This window comes from Streptomyces paromomycinus (genome assembly GCF_003865155.1).
Taxonomy (GTDB): Bacteria; Actinomycetota; Actinomycetes; order Streptomycetales; family Streptomycetaceae; genus Streptomyces; species Streptomyces chrestomyceticus.
Window position 1 is genome coordinate 4,265,327 of sequence record NZ_BHZD01000001.1, and the last position, 16,430, is coordinate 4,281,756.

Genomic DNA, 16,430 nt, shown 5'->3' on the forward strand with positions numbered 1-16,430 from the left:
GCGGTGTCCCCGACTCCCTCCTGATCGGCGTCCTCGCCTTCCTCCTCGGCCTCACCGTGCTGGCCTGGACGGCGACCGGCCTGGCCGGACTCTTCACCCACGGCGCCTGGCCGGACGGCGTGACCTTCACCCGTACGCCACTGGCCCTGCGCAGCCTCATAGGCGCCCCGCACGACCTCGCCGCCGCCTGGCCCGACACCCCGGCCGCACAGCTCTCCGGATACGGGCTGTTCTGGGGCATCCTCATCAGCGAATTGCTGGTCCTCGTCGTCCTGACGGTCTTCGCCCTGGGGACGATCGCCCGCTACCGGACTGTGCGGGCCAATCGGCGCGCGGTGGGCAAGACAGCCGGGTGGGACGGAAGCGCCGGGGCCGTCGGGCGGGAAGGGGCTGCTGGGGCGGCCAGGGTCGCCGGGACGGGTGGAGCCGCTCAGACGTACGAGGCTACCGAGGCCGCCGGGCCGGCCGGGACCGCCAAAGCCCCCGTACAGGGCGGACCGGAAGCTACGAACGGCCGGCCCACGGCTGCCGCCCCTTCCCCCGCACCTACGCCCAGCGCAGCACCGCTCTACGCGACCCCCGCAACGCCACTACTGGCCTCGGAGACTGCCGCACCACCGGCCTCGGAATCCGCAGCGCCGACGGCTTCGGGAGCGCCCGTAGCGTCCGTCCCGATCCCCACCCCCGCCCCCGCCCCCGCAGGCACCCCAATCCCAACCACCCCAACCACCCCAGTCACTCCAGCCGTTCCCACCACCCCCACCATTCCCCCCACTCACCTCCCCGCCCCCACGTCGGCCGTCCACTACGGCGCCGACCGCCGTCAGGCCGGCGCGCTCGCCGCGGCCGCCGTCGCAGCCGCCGAAGGCCCGCTCGTCGTGGCCACCACCGACCCCGCCCTCTGGGCCGACACCAAGGACGGCCGCGCCAAACTGGGCCCGCTGCTGACCTACGACCCGCAGCACCTCCTGGACACCCCGGCCCGGATGCGCTGGTCGCCGACGTCCGGCTGCGAGGACATCGCCACCGCCGCGGCCCGCGCGGCCGCGCTCCTCGCCCCCGTACGCCCCTCCAGCACCCTCGACTCCGCGGTGGCCGACGCCGCGACGACCCTGCTGCGCTGCTGGCTGCACGCCGCCGCCGTGGATGGGCGGCCTTTCCGTCAACTGCACCGCTGGGCCCACACCAAGGGCGCCGCGCACGAGCCCGTACGCATCCTGCGCACGAACCAGAAAGCCTCGGCGGGCCAGGCGGGCGAGCTGGAGTCCGTACTGACCGCGCACGCGGAACGCCGTGAGATGGCTCAGGAGTTGGTCTCCCGCACCCTCACGTCGCTGGCCTCGATCCACATCCGGGACGCCTGCAATCCGGCGCGAACCGATGCCCTCCTTCTCGAATCTTTCATCGACGAAGGGGGAACACTCTACGTGGTAGGGGAATCCATCGAGGATCCGCGAACCACTCCGGGTGCGATGCCACTGCTCGTCGCACTCCTCTCCAACGTGGTCGAGCGCGGCCGCCGCATGGCCGAACGGTCATCCGCCGGTCGGCTCGACCCACCACTCACCCTCGTCCTGGATGACATCGCGGCGCTGGCGCCGTTCCCCACCCTGCCCGGCCTGCTCGAAACCGGCCGCGCCCAGGGGCTGTTGACGCTGGTCACGATGCGCTCCCAGGAACAGGCTCGCGCCCGCTGGCCCCACACCCCGCTCCCGACCTGACCGGCGGCCGGCCTGCTGACCTGCTGACCTGCTGACCTGCTGACCTGCTGACCTGCTGACCTGCGCCAGGCTACGCGCGCTCCAGCGCCATCTCGTGCTCGACGGCGGCCTCGTCCTTGGGATCGGCCATCGTCCGGCCGGTCTCGACGAAACCCAGCGACCGGTAGAGGGCCGCCGCGCGATCGTTCTCCTGGTGCACCCAGAGCCGCACCCGCTCCACCGCCGGCCCGGACCGGCTCCACGCCCATTCCACGGCGGCCGCGAACAGATCGCGCACCAGCCCCGTACCGCGGTGCTCCGGACGTACGTACACCCCGACGATGTGCGCCCACGGCGCCTCGCCACCCCGCTCGTCCGCGCCCTCCTGCTCGACGAGCACGACGACCATGCCGCCCCAACTGCCGTCCGGCGCCTCGCCGACGAACGTCAGCGGATCCCGGTCCTCGTCACTGCGCGCCGCCCGCCGCTGCCACACCTCGTCCGGGTAGGCCGCGACCTTCTCGAAGGACTCGTTGAAGGCGATGCGCGCCACCGGATCGGAGAGCGCCGCCAGCCGGAGTTCCCTGAGCCGCTTCCACTCGTCCGCCTTGACCGGCCTGATCAGATACCCCATCGGCCCAGCATCCCAGCCGCCCGCCCCTCTGGCCACACGTAATTCTCCCCTCCCACACCGCACTTGCCAGTTAGGCTAGCCTCACCTAACTAATGCGCTACTCGTGGAGGCACCACCTTGCCCCGAGCCACGTCCCTTCCCGACTCCGACCCGGCGTCCGCGGCCGCGCCCCTCATCCCGCACACCGGCAGCCTTCCCGCCCTCCGCCTGGCCGGCCTCGCCGGAATCCTGGCCTCCGCGGCCTGGCTCGTCGGCGACATCCTCCTGCTCGGCAAGCCCATGGGGTCGCCGGACCAGTACCCGATCCTGCATTCCTACGACGGCATGGCCCGCGACTCCCTGGCCGCGATGCTCCCCGCCTCCACCACCCGCCTGGCCTGGGGAGCCCTGCTCGGCGTCCTGACCGGGCCGCTCTATCTCTACGCCTGCCACCACTTCCGCCACGCTCTTCTCCCGCAGCCCCGCCGGCTCGCCCTGGCGCCCTTCCTCCTCCTGACGGCCGGCTACGCGCTCGCCCCCTTCGCCCACGGCTCGTTCTTCTACTGGGGCCAGGCCGCGAAGGCGGTGCACGAGTCCGGCGCCGACTCCGCCGCACTGACCACTCTTCCGGGCGACCTCGCCACGGTGCTCTTCATCCCGTACGCGGTACTCCTGGCCCTCTGGGGCGTCGGCTCCGTCTGGCTGGCCGTCCTCGTCCTCCGCGGCGGTACGGCCTTGCCCCGCTGGATGTGCATCGCGAACCCGCTGGTCTGCACCCTCATCGGCACTCTCGTCACCAAGCTCTGGCCCGGCACCGTGGGTACGGCCCTCCAAGGAGCTGCCCTGAGCATCGCCAACCTGCTGCTCTTCTCCCTCACCACCGCGGTGTTCTGGAGAAGGAAGGCCGGCTGACGCGCGTTATGCGGGAACGCAAAAAAGCTCCGGTCCCTGAACCAGAGGTTCAGGGACCGGAGCTGAAAAATTGTTCGGCGGCGTCCTACTCTCCCACAGGGTCCCCCCTGCAGTACCATCGGCGCTGAAAGGCTTAGCTTCCGGGTTCGAAATGTAACCGGGCGTTTCCCTAACGCTATGACCACCGAAACACTATGAAGATAACAACTCCAGCCGACAAGGCGAGTTCGTTACTTCAGAACTAACACAGTGGACGCGAGCAACTGAGGACAAGCCCTCGGCCTATTAGTACCAGTCAACTCCACCCGTTACCGGGCTTCCATATCTGGCCTATCAACCCAGTCGTCTACTGGGAGCCTTACCCTCTCAAGGAGGAGGGAGCCCTCATCTCGAAGCAGGCTTCCCGCTTAGATGCTTTCAGCGGTTATCCTTTCCGAACGTAGCCAACCAGCCATGCCCTTGGCAGGACAACTGGCACACCAGAGGTTCGTCCGTCCCGGTCCTCTCGTACTAGGGACAGCCCTTCTCAAGACTCCTACGCGCACAGCGGATAGGGACCGAACTGTCTCACGACGTTCTAAACCCAGCTCGCGTACCGCTTTAATGGGCGAACAGCCCAACCCTTGGGACCGACTCCAGCCCCAGGATGCGACGAGCCGACATCGAGGTGCCAAACCATCCCGTCGATATGGACTCTTGGGGAAGATCAGCCTGTTATCCCCGGGGTACCTTTTATCCGTTGAGCGACGGCGCTTCCACAAGCCACCGCCGGATCACTAGTCCCTACTTTCGTACCTGCTCGACCCGTCAGTCTCACAGTCAAGCTCCCTTGTGCACTTACACTCAACACCTGATTGCCAACCAGGCTGAGGGAACCTTTGGGCGCCTCCGTTACTCTTTAGGAGGCAACCGCCCCAGTTAAACTACCCACCAGACACTGTCCCTGATCCGGATCACGGACCCAGGTTAGACATCCAGCACGACCAGAGTGGTATTTCAACAACGACTCCCCCGCCACTGGCGTGACGAGTTCACAGTCTCCCACCTATCCTACACAAGCCGAACCGAACACCAATATCAAGCTATAGTAAAGGTCCCGGGGTCTTTCCGTCCTGCTGCGCGAAACGAGCATCTTTACTCGTAGTGCAATTTCACCGGGCCTATGGTTGAGACAGTCGAGAAGTCGTTACGCCATTCGTGCAGGTCGGAACTTACCCGACAAGGAATTTCGCTACCTTAGGATGGTTATAGTTACCACCGCCGTTTACTGGCGCTTAAGTTCTCAGCTTCGCCCTGTCGAAACAGAGCTAACCGGTCCCCTTAACGTTCCAGCACCGGGCAGGCGTCAGTCCGTATACATCGCCTTACGGCTTCGCACGGACCTGTGTTTTTAGTAAACAGTCGCTTCTCGCTGGTCTCTGCGGCCACCACCAGCTCAGAGTGCAAGACTCATCACCAGCAATGGCCCCCCTTCTCCCGAAGTTACGGGGGCATTTTGCCGAGTTCCTTAACCATAGTTCACCCGAACGCCTCGGTATTCTCTACCTGACCACCTGAGTCGGTTTAGGGTACGGGCCGCCATGAAACTCGCTAGAGGCTTTTCTCGACAGCATAGGATCATCCACTTCACCACAATCGGCTCGGCATCAGGTCTCACCCTTAACGTGCGACGGATTTGCCTACCGCACGGGCTACACCCTTACCCCGGGACAACCACCGCCCGGGCTGGACTACCTTCCTGCGTCACCCCATCACTCACCTACTACAAGTCTGGTTCGTCGGCTCCACCACTCCCCTACGCTCCGAAGAGCTCAGGGCGGCTTCACGGACTTAGCATCGCCTGATTCGATGTTTGGCGCTTCAAAGCGGGTACCGGAATATCAACCGGTTGTCCATCGACTACGCCTGTCGGCCTCGCCTTAGGTCCCGACTTACCCTGGGCAGATCAGCTTGACCCAGGAACCCTTAGTCAATCGGCGCACACGTTTCCCACGTGTGTATCGCTACTCATGCCTGCATTCTCACTCGTGAACCGTCCACAACTACCTTCCGGTGCTGCTTCACCCGGCACACGACGCTCCCCTACCCATCACAGTCCCCGTTAGGAGTACATACTGCAATGACACGACTTCGGCGGTGTGCTTGAGCCCCGCTACATTGTCGGCGCGGAATCACTTGACCAGTGAGCTATTACGCACTCTTTCAAGGATGGCTGCTTCTAAGCCAACCTCCTGGTTGTCTCTGCGACTCCACATCCTTTCCCACTTAGCACACGCTTAGGGGCCTTAGTCGATGCTCTGGGCTGTTTCCCTCTCGACCATGGAGCTTATCCCCCACAGTCTCACTGCCGCGCTCTCACTTACCGGCATTCGGAGTTTGGCTAAGGTCAGTAACCCGGTAGGGCCCATCGCCTATCCAGTGCTCTACCTCCGGCAAGAAACACACGACGCTGCACCTAAATGCATTTCGGGGAGAACCAGCTATCACGGAGTTTGATTGGCCTTTCACCCCTAACCACAGGTCATCCCCCAGGTTTTCAACCCTGGTGGGTTCGGTCCTCCACGAAGTCTTACCTCCGCTTCAACCTGCCCATGGCTAGATCACTCCGCTTCGGGTCTTGGGCACGCTACTGAACGCCCTCTTCGGACTCGCTTTCGCTACGGCTTCCCCACACGGGTTAACCTCGCAACATACCGCAAACTCGCAGGCTCATTCTTCAAAAGGCACGCAGTCACGACTATGCAGCAAGCTGCATAGCGACGCTCCCACGGCTTGTAGGCACACGGTTTCAGGTACTATTTCACTCCGCTCCCGCGGTACTTTTCACCATTCCCTCACGGTACTATCCGCTATCGGTCACCAGGGAATATTTAGGCTTAGCGGGTGGTCCCGCCAGATTCACACGGGATTTCACGGGCCCCGTGCTACTTGGGTGTCTCTTAAACGAGCCGCTGACGTTTCAGCTACGGGGGTCTTACCCTCTACGCCGGACCTTTCGCATGTCCTTCGCCTACATCAACGGTTTCTGACTCGTCCCACAGCCGGCAGACTGCAGAAAAGAGATCCCACAACCCCGCACTGGCAACCCCTGCCGGGTATCACACCAATACGGTTTGGCCTCATCCAGTTTCGCTCGCCACTACTCCCGGAATCACGGTTGTTTTCTCTTCCTGCGGGTACTGAGATGTTTCACTTCCCCGCGTTCCCTCCACATACCCTATGTGTTCAGGTATGGGTGACAGCCCATGACGACTGCCGGGTTTCCCCATTCGGACACCCCCGGATCAAAGCTCGGTTGACAGCTCCCCGGGGCCTATCGTGGCCTCCCACGTCCTTCATCGGTTCCTGGTGCCAAGGCATCCACCGTGCGCCCTTAAAAACTTGGCCACAGATGCTCGCGTCCACTGTGCAGTTCTCAAGCAACGACCAGCCACCCGTCACAACCCGCCGAAGCAGGCCTTTACCGGGGCCGACGTTTGAAGGTACAGACCCTTGGTCCGTGCCCTCAGACACCCAACAGCGTGCCCGACACAACCAGCCGACCGATCACGTTCCACGCCGAAGCAGTACTAACGATCCATCAACCGAGTGTGCCGAGTAGTCAACGTTCCACCCATGAGCAACCAGCACCGGACATTCGCCGATGTTCTGGCCTCTGACCAAGCCAGGCTTGGTAAGAAGTGCTCCTTAGAAAGGAGGTGATCCAGCCGCACCTTCCGGTACGGCTACCTTGTTACGACTTCGTCCCAATCGCCAGTCCCACCTTCGACGATTCCCTCCCACAAGGGGTTGGGCCACCGGCTTCGGGTGTTACCGACTTTCGTGACGTGACGGGCGGTGTGTACAAGGCCCGGGAACGTATTCACCGCAGCAATGCTGATCTGCGATTACTAGCGACTCCGACTTCATGGGGTCGAGTTGCAGACCCCAATCCGAACTGAGACCGGCTTTTTGAGATTCGCTCCACCTCGCGGTATCGCAGCTCATTGTACCGGCCATTGTAGCACGTGTGCAGCCCAAGACATAAGGGGCATGATGACTTGACGTCGTCCCCACCTTCCTCCGAGTTGACCCCGGCAGTCTCCTGTGAGTCCCCATCACCCCGAAGGGCATGCTGGCAACACAGAACAAGGGTTGCGCTCGTTGCGGGACTTAACCCAACATCTCACGACACGAGCTGACGACAGCCATGCACCACCTGTACACCGACCACAAGGGGGACCCTGTCTCCAGGGTTTTCCGGTGTATGTCAAGCCTTGGTAAGGTTCTTCGCGTTGCGTCGAATTAAGCCACATGCTCCGCCGCTTGTGCGGGCCCCCGTCAATTCCTTTGAGTTTTAGCCTTGCGGCCGTACTCCCCAGGCGGGGAACTTAATGCGTTAGCTGCGGCACGGACGACGTGGAATGTCGCCCACACCTAGTTCCCAACGTTTACGGCGTGGACTACCAGGGTATCTAATCCTGTTCGCTCCCCACGCTTTCGCTCCTCAGCGTCAGTATCGGCCCAGAGATCCGCCTTCGCCACCGGTGTTCCTCCTGATATCTGCGCATTTCACCGCTACACCAGGAATTCCGATCTCCCCTACCGAACTCTAGCCTGCCCGTATCGAATGCAGACCCGGGGTTAAGCCCCGGGCTTTCACATCCGACGTGACAAGCCGCCTACGAGCTCTTTACGCCCAATAATTCCGGACAACGCTTGCGCCCTACGTATTACCGCGGCTGCTGGCACGTAGTTAGCCGGCGCTTCTTCTGCAGGTACCGTCACTTGCGCTTCTTCCCTGCTGAAAGAGGTTTACAACCCGAAGGCCGTCATCCCTCACGCGGCGTCGCTGCATCAGGCTTGCGCCCATTGTGCAATATTCCCCACTGCTGCCTCCCGTAGGAGTCTGGGCCGTGTCTCAGTCCCAGTGTGGCCGGTCGCCCTCTCAGGCCGGCTACCCGTCGTCGCCTTGGTAGGCCATTACCCCACCAACAAGCTGATAGGCCGCGGGCTCATCCTGCACCGCCGGAGCTTTCCACACGGAGATCATGCGATCCCGTGTCGTATCCGGTATTAGACCCCGTTTCCAGGGCTTGTCCCAGAGTGCAGGGCAGATTGCCCACGTGTTACTCACCCGTTCGCCACTAATCCCCTCCCGAAGGAGGTTCATCGTTCGACTTGCATGTGTTAAGCACGCCGCCAGCGTTCGTCCTGAGCCAGGATCAAACTCTCCGTGAATGTTTACCCGTAATCGGGTCAACACACACGAGAGCGGAACAGGAAGCGGAATAGGCTTCCCGTTCACAGCGTCCTCGCTGTGTGTGCCACCCGCACCGCTCGGATGCTGGTGGACTTTTCAAAGGAACCTCATCCTCCGGCGTGTGCCGGTGGACGGGGTATCAACATATCTGGCGTTGACTTTTGGCACGCTGTTGAGTTCTCAAGGAACGGACGCTTCCTTTGTGCCTGTTTCACCAGGCTCTCCGGGCGCTTCCCTTCGGTCTTGCGTTTCCGACTCTATCAGATCCTCGCGGTCCTGATTTCCGCCGGTGCGTTTCGGCCTTTCGGCTTCTTCGCGGTTCCAACCTTACCAGATCCGTTCGGCGTTTCCGCTTTCCGTTTCCGGCTCCCTGCTGGAGCGGGGCGGCCGTCCGGCTTTCGCTTTTCGGCCTTTCCGACTCTATCAGATCCGCTTTTCGTTCCGGGCTTCCGGTGAAGGAAGCTGGTCGGTTCGAAAGTGAATCCGATTCCCCGTCGAAGGGGGTTGTTCGCGCCTTCCGGCGTGATCACTACTTTAGTGCCTTTTCCCGGTGACGCATAATCGAGTCAGTGGTCGGAATTTCGGCATGCGAAATTCTTCCCGTTCGGGAGTCGTGCAGTGGTGATGGTGCCGCCAGTCGGCGTGAGGGGCTGCCGTGGAGGCCTGTCGGCTCCGTGGCAACTCGGAGAACCCTACACGAGGGGTTGGGGCGCTTCAAACCCGTGCCAGGAGGCGGATCCGGGCGTACCGTGGCACCCATGACGACGCGTGCACTCGTACAGCAGTGGTGGCCCGCCTGACGGCGGCCGCCCCCAGTGCATGCAGACAACGGCCGCCGTACCCGGCGGCCGTTTCGCGTATCTCCTCGCAGCCGGCCGGTGGGCGCGGCGGTCCCGGAACCAGTAGTTCGGGAGACGAGAGAGATGACGCGGACACGGATCTTCAGTGGTGTGAAGCCGACAGGGCACCTGACCCTGGGGAACTACCTCGGCGCGCTGCGCGGGTGGGCGGACGAGGACCAGCACCGGGCGGACGCGCTGTTCTGCGTCGTGGACCTGCACGCGCTGACCGTGGAGCACGATCCGGCGCGGGTGCGAAGGCTCAGTCGGCAGGCCGCCACGTTGTTGCTGGCGGTGGGGCTCGATCCGCGGCTCTGCACGGTGTTCGTGCAGAGCCATGTCGACGAGCACACGCGACTGGCCTACCTGATGGAGTGCACGGCGTCCGACGGTGAGATGCGGCGCATGATCCAGTACAAGGAGAAGACCGAGCGGGAGCGGGCCCGGGGCGGGAGTGTGCGGCTGTCGCTGCTGACGTATCCGGCCCTGATGGCCGCCGACATCCTCGCGTACGGGACCGGCGAAGTGCCGGTGGGTGAGGACCAGGCGCAGCACGTGGAGCTGACGCGGGACCTGGCGGTGCGGTTCAACCAGCGCTACGGGCAGACGTTCGTGGTGCCGAAGGCGACGGTGCCGAAGGTGGCCGCGCGCGTGATGGACCTCCAGGAGCCGACGTCGAAGATGGGGAAGTCGCACGCCCGCACCTCGGGCATCGTCTATCTGCTCGACGAGCCGGACGTGGTGCGCAAGAAGGTGATGCGGGCCGTGACGGACACCGGGTCGGACGTCGTGTACGACCGGGCCGAGCGGCCCGGGGTGGCCAACCTGCTGGACGTCCTTGCCGCGTGCGGTGCGGGTGAGCCCGCGGAACTGGCGGGTGAGTACGACTCGTACGGCGCGCTCAAGAAGGACACGGCGGAGGCGGTGGTGGAACTGCTGCGGCCGGTGCGGGAACGGCACGCGGAGCTGGTGAAGGATCCGGAGTACGTGGACTCCGTCCTGCGGGACGGGGCCGAGCGGGCCCGGGCGATCGCGCGGCCGCGGGTGGATGCGGCGTATCGGGCGGTGGGGTTGATGCCGGCGGTGTGAGAGGGGTCGGTCAGCGGCGTGAGAGGGGGGTGAGGTGGCCACCGTTGTGGGTGTTGGGGTGGGGGTTGCGGGTGTTGTTTGCGGCGGTGGCCACGGCCCCGGGGTTTCGGCCCCCGGGGTCCGGGCCCGGGGGGGGCGGGGGCCGGGGGCCAGCGAGGGCGGGCGGCGGGTCAGCCGTTGCCCGAGGCGAGTTCGCGGCTGCGGTCGCGGGCCGCTTCGAGGGCGGCGATCAAGGCCGCGCGCACGCCGTGGTTCTCCAGTTCGCGGATGGCGTTGATGGTGGTGCCGGCGGGCGAGGTCACGTTCTCGCGGAGGGTGACCGGGTGCTCGCCGCTGTCCCTGAGCATGGTCGCCGCGCCGATCGCCGCCTGCACGATCAGGTCGTGCGCCTTGTCGCGCGGCAGACCGAGCAGGATGCCGGCGTCGGTCATCGCCTCGACTAGAAAGTAGAAGTACGCCGGGCCCGAGCCGGAAAGGGCGGTCGCGGCGTCCTGCTGGGACTCCGGGACCCGCAGCGTCTTGCCGACCGTGGCGAAGATTTCCTCGGCGCGGGTGAGGTGGGCCGCGGTGGCGTGGGTGCCGGCCGAGATGACGGACATCGCCTCGTCGACCAGGGCGGGGGTGTTCGTCATGACCCGTACGACGGGGGTGGCGTCGGGCAGCCGCTCCTCGAAGAAGGCGGTGGGGATGCCGGCGGCGCCGCTGATGACCAGGCGGTCGGCGGGGGTGTGCGGGGCCAGCTCCGCGAGGAGGGTGCCCATGTCCTGCGGCTTGACGGTGAGGATCAGCGTGTCCGCGGCCTTGGCGGCCTCCGCGTTGGAGACGGGGGTGACGCCGTAGCGGGTGCGGAGCTGGTCGGCGCGTTCGGGGCGGCGGGCGGTGACCATGAGGTCGGCGGGGGCCCAGCCGCCTCGGATCATGCCGCTGAGGAGGGCTTCGCCGATTTTTCCGGTGCCGAGTACGGCGACCTTCTGGGTCATGGTGCGGTTCACCTCGCCGGTGGGGCTGATGGGGGTATGGGGTGGGCTTGGCCCTGGCCTTGGCCCTGACCTTGGTCTTGGTCTTGGCCTTGGCGGCCGGGCGGTGGGCGGGGCTGCGTTGCCCTGCTGGTCATCCTCGCATCGTGCGGGGGTGGGAGGTGGGGGGCGTCCACGTTGCGGGCCATGGGGCAGGGAGGTGGGGTGGGGGCGGGAGTGGGGGTGGGTGCGGGCGGTGCGGTTGTTGGACGCCGTGATCGCCCGGCGGGCTCGTCCTCAATCGCCGGACGGGCTTGAAATGGCTGAGGTCGGGTGGGAGACGGACGGGCTTGAAATGGCTGGGGGCCGGGTGGAGACGGACGGGCCTGAAATGGCTGGGGGCCGGGTGGAGACGGACGGGCCTGAAACGGCTGGGGGCCGGGTGCAGACGGGCGGGTTTGGCATGGCTGGGGGCCGGGTGCAGACGGGCGGGCCCGAGGTGACTGGGGTGGAGGCCTGGAGTTGGGGTGAGTCTGGGTGGGCGCGGTTTGGGTGAGGGGGAGTACGTAGCTGGACGGGTGTGGGCGCGGTGTCGCTGGGGCGGGTCGCATGGGCAGCCCGGGAGGTCGCGCCGAGGGAGGTGGATGGGAGGGACTGGGTCAGGGGGTTCGGCGGGGGAGGGTGGGGGTGGTGAGGGTGAGAGTGAGGAGGGTGAAGGTGGTGGTGATGAGGATGTCGCGGAGGAACATGGTGGTGAGGGCGGGGTGGGTGAGGATCTCGGACATGGCGTCGACCGCGTAGGACATCGGGAGGGCGGCGGAGACCGCTTCGAGGGCCGGCTGCATAGCGTCGCGTGGGGCGAAGAGGCCGCACAGCAGGAGTTGGGGCATCAGGACGGCCGGCATGAACTGGACGGCCTGGAATTCGGTCGAGGCGAAGGCCGAGACGAAGAGGCCGAGGGCGGTGCCGAGGAGGGCGTCCAGGACGGCGACCAGGAGGAGCAGCCAGGGAGAGCCGGTGATGTCCAGGTCCAGCAGCCAGACGGACAGGGCGGTGGCGAGGGCGGACTGGACGACGGCGAGGGCGCCGAAGGCCAGGGCGTAGCCGCCGAGGAGGTCGGCCTTGGACAGGGGCATGGCGAGGAGGCGTTCGAGGGTGCCCGAGGTGCGTTCGCGGAGGGTGGCGATGGAGGTCACCAGGAACATCGTGATCATCGGAAAGATGCCGAGGAGCGAGGCGCCGACGCTGTCGAACGTACGGGGATGCGCGTCGAAGACGTAACGGAGCAGCGCGATCATCACGCAGGGGACGAGCAGCATCAGGGCGATGGTGCGCGGATCGTGGCGGAGTTGGTGCAGTACCCGGGCGGCGGTGGCCAGGACTCGGGCCCCTGAGCGGGGGCTGGGGCTGGGATGAGGGCTGGGGCTGGGGCGGGGGCGGGGGCGGGGGTGCGTGGACTGTGACGGGGTGCGGGTCATGGGGTGGGCTCCGGGCGGCGGGGTTCCGGGGCGGCGGATGGAGTGGGGTCCGGAGGGCAGGGCGCCGGGGTGGGCGGGGTGCGGTCGGTGGGTGGGGTGCGGGCGGTGGGTGGGGTGAGGGTGGTGGTTGTGGCTGTGTCCACCAGGTGGAGGAATGCCTCTTCGACGGTGGTGGTGCCCGTACGGGTTCGCAGCGCGTCGGGGGTGTCCTCGGCGAGGATGCGGCCCTCGCGCATCAGGAGCAGCCGGTGGCAGCGCTCGGCCTCGTCCATGACGTGGGAGGAGACGAGGAGTGTGGTGCCGCGGTCGGCGGCGAGGCGGTGGAAGAGCTGCCACAGGTCGCGGCGGAGTACGGGGTCGAGGCCGACGGTCGGTTCGTCGAGGACGAGGAGTTCCGGGGTTCCGAGGAGGGCGACGGCCAGGGAGACGCGGCTGCGCTGCCCGCCGGAGAGGTTGCCTGCGAGGTCGTCGGCGTGCGGGGCGAGATCGACGTCCTCGACGGCGCGGCGCACGCTTTCCCGGCGCTCGGCCCGGGCGGCGCGGCCGGGGCGCAGCACCGCGGCGAAGTAGTCGAGGTTCTGGCGGACGGTGAGGTCGTCGTAGATCGCGGGTGACTGGGTGACGTACCCGATGCGGGGGCGCAGGCGGGCGTGGCCGGCGGGGTGGCCGAGGACGTCGAGGGTGCCGGTCACCTTGGCCTGGGTGCCGACGACGGCGCGCATCAAGGTGGACTTGCCGCAGCCGGACGGGCCGAGGAGGCCGGTGACACGGCCGGGCGGGACGTCGAAGTCGAGGTGGTCCAGGACGGTGCGGCGACCGCGTACGACCGTGAGGGCGCGGGCCCGGACGGCGGCGGTCCCGGAGGGGAAGGTCCCGGCGGGGAAGGCCCCGGCGGGGGTGGCTCCTACGGGGGTGGCTCCTACGGGGGTGGTCTCTGCGGGAGCGGTCCGGGTGGGCTGGGTCGGGGCGGGGCGGCCTCGACCATAATTCATCATGTGGTGAATATCGCGCCCGCGACACGGCGCGTCAAGGGGGCGAGGCGTGCTCCGGCGGCCGCCGGAGTGCACGGAATCGACCACTCCTGTTCGATAACTCAGCGTTTACATGACGGTTACACAGCGACTCGGTCGAAGTCATGCCGCTTTGGACACACTGAAGGTGAGTGTCCAACCAGCGGGAGGAGGGGGGCCGACGCCATGCGCCGCGTGCTGCTGTTCCTCTTGGCGGCGCTGCTGGCGTTCCCGGTCGGTTCCGAGGGTGCGTACGGGCGGGTGGCCGGGGCCGGGGCCGGAGCCGGCGGCAGGGCGGGGACGCAGACCGTCGGCCTGGCCGCACCGTACGCGTACGCGTACGAGGACGGCGGCCCGGCGGAAACCGCGGGCGAACGCTGCCCCACCGGCCGCGCCGCACGGTCCGCGACCGGCATACCGACCTCCCGCCCCGGGGACCAGAGCAGGGGCGCAAACGACCCCGCCGTCCGGCCGGCCGCCGGACCGGACGCGACAGCCCTGGTCGCCGGTCGTGGCGCCGCACCTCTGAGGCGTTCGGGACAGCTTCCCATCAGTCATCGCGTGTTCCGCTGCTGATCGCATGTTCCGCTGCTGATCGCGAATGGACGTTCGGCGATCGGCGATCGGCTATCCGCGTTCGATGATCACTGATCGGCGTTCAGTGACCGGCGTTGCGTGATCGGTGGTCGGTCATCGGTGGTCGGTCATCGGTGGTCGGTCATCGGTTGAACCGCGTCGGCAGTCGCACCCCTGCACCCGCGCCCCCTCGACCCACGCCCGCGAGCCCCTGTGCCCGGCTGCGCCGGACACCCGTCCGCTCCGTCCTTCCCCCCTCACCACTCACCCCGCCCGGCGCACATCCGCGCCGCGCGGTCCGCCGCAACGCCCTGGAGGCACCCTCATGCAGAAGTCCCTGCAGAAAACAACGGACATACGCGCGGATTTCACCGCTTCCCTCGTCGTCTTCCTGGTCGCCGTGCCGCTGTGCGTCGGCGTGGCCGTGGCCTCCGGTGTCCCGGCCGAGCTCGGACTCGTCACCGGCATCGTCGGCGGCCTGCTCACCGGCTTGCTGCCGGGCAGCAGTCTCCAGGTCAGCGGACCGGCCGCCGGGCTGACCGTCCTCGTGTACGAGGCGGTCGAGGAGTTCGGGCTGAGCGCGCTCGGTGCGCTGGTGCTGGCGGCCGGTGTGCTGCAACTGGCCATGGGGGCGCTGCGGCTGGGGCGCTGGTTCCGGGCGATCTCCGTGGCCGTCGTCCAGGGCATGCTGGCGGGCATCGGACTGGTCCTGATCGCCGGGCAGTTGTACGCGCTCACCGACACCCGGCCGCCAGGCACCGGGCTCGCCAATCTCGGCGGGCTGCCGGAGCTGGCGGCCGACACGATCTGGTCGGACCAGGCGCTGACGGCCTCGGCGGTCGGTGTCGGCACCATCGCCGTACTGGTGCTGTGGCCCCGGTGGAAGCGCGCGGCGCGCGTACTGCCGGCTCCGCTCGCGGCCGTGGCGCTGGCCACCGTCACCGTCGCCGTTCTCGGTCTGCCGGTGGCCCGAGTGGAGGTCACGGGGCTGCTGTCGGCCGTGCAGCCGCCGGACGGGGCGGACTTCGGGCAGCTGGCGGGGGTCGGCGCGGTCGGCACCGTGCTCGCGTTCGCGCTGATCGCGTCGGCCGAGTCGCTGTTCAGCGCGGCCGCTGTGGACCGGCTGCACGACGGACCGCGTACGGACTACGACAAGGAGCTGATGGCGCAGGGGGCGGGCAACGCGGTGTGCGGGCTGCTCGGTGCGCTGCCGATGACCGCGGTGATCGTGCGCAGCGCCGCGAATGTGCGGGCGGGGGCTCGTACGAAGGCGTCGCGGGTGCTGCACGGTGCGTGGCTGCTGCTGTTCGCGGCGGCGTTCCCGGCGGCGCTGGGTGTCGTGCCGCTGGCGGCGCTGGCCGGGGTGCTCGTGCATGCGGGCTGCAAGCTCATTCCCGTACGGGACCTGGGGCCCTTGTGGCGTGAGCATCGGGGGGAGGCCGTGGTGCTCGTGGGGACGGCGGTGGCGATCGTGGTGACCAACATGTTCGAGGGGGTCCTCATCGGGTTGCTGATGGCGGTCGCGAAGTCCGCGTGGGAGACCTCGCACGCGCATCTGGAGGTGTCGGGCCTGGAGGACGGCGGGCCCGGGGGCGGGCCCGTTCGCGTACGCGCGCTGGGGAACGCCACCTTTCTGCGGCTGCCCAGGCTGCTGGACCAGCTGGAAGCGCTGCCGCCCGACCGTGACGTGATCCTGGACCTCTCCGGGCTGCGGCACCTCGACCGCGCCTGCGCGGCGGCGCTGGGCAACTGGGCGGAGCGGCGGCGGCCGGACGATCCCGATCCGATCGCCGTCACCGCCACCGCCACCACCCCCACCCCCACCACCACGGTCACCGTCGCCACCACCGCAGCCACCGCCACCACCGCAGCCACCACCACCGCAGCCACCGAAGCCACCACCACCCCTACTCCCGCCCTCTCCTCCCCACTCCCCCATCCAGGACATAAGGGTCGATAAGCGCCATTAAACGGAAGGGAGCGGCGTTGCGGGGCCAAAGGGCCGTAGGGTCATG

9 protein-coding genes and 3 rRNA genes are annotated in these 16,430 nt (G+C 67.0%); 5 read left to right on the plus strand and 7 right to left on the minus strand.

Annotated features, from left to right (window positions below):
* Window positions 1-20 precede the first annotated feature (20 nt).
* Window positions 21-1,721 (plus strand): type IV secretory system conjugative DNA transfer family protein, encoded by a 1,701-nt coding sequence (locus OEIGOIKO_RS17720; RefSeq protein ID WP_125058760.1) that lies wholly within the window; start codon window positions 21-23, stop codon window positions 1,719-1,721.
* 70 nt (window positions 1,722-1,791) lie between these two features.
* Here OEIGOIKO_RS17720 and OEIGOIKO_RS17725 read toward each other — a convergent pair whose 3' ends face one another.
* On the minus strand, window positions 1,792-2,334 hold the full coding sequence (locus OEIGOIKO_RS17725) for a GNAT family N-acetyltransferase (RefSeq protein WP_125054888.1): 543 nt from the start codon (window positions 2,332-2,334) through the stop codon (window positions 1,792-1,794).
* Window positions 2,335-2,451: 117 nt separating this feature from the next.
* Here OEIGOIKO_RS17725 and OEIGOIKO_RS17730 point away from each other — a divergent pair, with 117 nt between their 5' ends.
* The gene (locus OEIGOIKO_RS17730) at window positions 2,452-3,225 is read left to right on the plus strand and encodes a DUF6796 family protein (protein ID WP_125054889.1); all 774 of its coding nucleotides are present in this window, start codon (window positions 2,452-2,454) and stop codon (window positions 3,223-3,225) included.
* Between the two features lie 72 nt (window positions 3,226-3,297).
* Here OEIGOIKO_RS17730 and rrf read toward each other — a convergent pair.
* From rrf to OEIGOIKO_RS17745, 3 genes are all read right to left on the minus strand, one after another.
* Window positions 3,298-3,414 (minus strand): 5S ribosomal RNA (gene rrf, locus OEIGOIKO_RS17735).
* Between the two features lie 76 nt (window positions 3,415-3,490).
* Window positions 3,491-6,612: ribosomal RNA gene (locus tag OEIGOIKO_RS17740) — 23S ribosomal RNA — on the minus strand.
* A 304-nt stretch (window positions 6,613-6,916) separates the two neighbouring features.
* Window positions 6,917-8,445: ribosomal RNA gene (locus OEIGOIKO_RS17745) — 16S ribosomal RNA — on the minus strand.
* Together the 16S, 23S and 5S rRNA genes form the textbook arrangement of a ribosomal RNA operon.
* 945 nt (window positions 8,446-9,390) lie before the next feature.
* Here OEIGOIKO_RS17745 and trpS point away from each other — a divergent pair.
* On the plus strand, window positions 9,391-10,395 hold the full coding sequence (trpS, locus tag OEIGOIKO_RS17750; protein ID WP_125054890.1) for a tryptophan--tRNA ligase: 1,005 nt from the start codon (window positions 9,391-9,393) through the stop codon (window positions 10,393-10,395).
* Window positions 10,396-10,565: 170 nt separating this feature from the next.
* Here trpS and proC read toward each other — a convergent pair whose 3' ends face one another.
* From proC to OEIGOIKO_RS17765, 3 genes are all read right to left on the minus strand, one after another.
* The gene (proC, locus tag OEIGOIKO_RS17755; RefSeq protein WP_125054891.1) at window positions 10,566-11,375 is read right to left on the minus strand and encodes a pyrroline-5-carboxylate reductase; all 810 of its coding nucleotides are present in this window, start codon (window positions 11,373-11,375) and stop codon (window positions 10,566-10,568) included.
* Window positions 11,376-12,010: 635 nt separating this feature from the next.
* Window positions 12,011-12,829 carry an ABC transporter permease gene (locus tag OEIGOIKO_RS17760; RefSeq protein ID WP_125054892.1) on the minus strand — a complete coding sequence of 273 codons (819 nt, stop codon included), beginning with the start codon at window positions 12,827-12,829 and terminating at the stop codon, window positions 12,011-12,013.
* Complete coding sequence (locus tag OEIGOIKO_RS17765) at window positions 12,826-13,824, minus strand: ABC transporter ATP-binding protein (RefSeq protein ID WP_125054893.1); 999 nt, start codon at window positions 13,822-13,824, stop codon at window positions 12,826-12,828. Before OEIGOIKO_RS17765 ends, OEIGOIKO_RS17760 begins: the two co-directional genes overlap by 4 nt.
* A 201-nt stretch (window positions 13,825-14,025) precedes the next feature.
* Here OEIGOIKO_RS17765 and OEIGOIKO_RS17770 point away from each other — a divergent pair, with 201 nt between their 5' ends.
* Window positions 14,026-14,415 (plus strand): hypothetical protein, encoded by a 390-nt coding sequence (locus OEIGOIKO_RS17770; RefSeq protein ID WP_125054894.1) that lies wholly within the window; start codon window positions 14,026-14,028, stop codon window positions 14,413-14,415.
* 325 nt (window positions 14,416-14,740) lie between these two features.
* On the plus strand, window positions 14,741-16,375 hold the full coding sequence (locus tag OEIGOIKO_RS17775; RefSeq protein ID WP_246177388.1) for a SulP family inorganic anion transporter: 1,635 nt from the start codon (window positions 14,741-14,743) through the stop codon (window positions 16,373-16,375).
* Window positions 16,376-16,430 lie beyond the last annotated feature (55 nt).

What these genes read in the sequence shown, in the direction of transcription:
- OEIGOIKO_RS17725 (WP_125054888.1), bottom strand. Translation starts at nt 2,334, where the DNA reads ATGGGGTATCTGATCAGGCCGGTCAAGGCGGACGAGTGGAAGCGGCTC.
- trpS (WP_125054890.1), top strand. Translation starts at nt 9,391, where the DNA reads ATGACGCGGACACGGATCTTCAGTGGTGTGAAGCCGACAGGGCACCTG.
- proC (WP_125054891.1), bottom strand. Translation starts at nt 11,375, where the DNA reads ATGACCCAGAAGGTCGCCGTACTCGGCACCGGAAAAATCGGCGAAGCC.
- OEIGOIKO_RS17760 (WP_125054892.1), bottom strand. Translation starts at nt 12,829, where the DNA reads ATGACCCGCACCCCGTCACAGTCCACGCACCCCCGCCCCCGCCCCCGC.
- OEIGOIKO_RS17765 (WP_125054893.1), bottom strand. Translation starts at nt 13,824, where the DNA reads ATGATGAATTATGGTCGAGGCCGCCCCGCCCCGACCCAGCCCACCCGG.
- OEIGOIKO_RS17770 (WP_125054894.1), top strand. Translation starts at nt 14,026, where the DNA reads ATGCGCCGCGTGCTGCTGTTCCTCTTGGCGGCGCTGCTGGCGTTCCCG.
- OEIGOIKO_RS17775 (WP_246177388.1), top strand. Translation starts at nt 14,741, where the DNA reads ATGCAGAAGTCCCTGCAGAAAACAACGGACATACGCGCGGATTTCACC.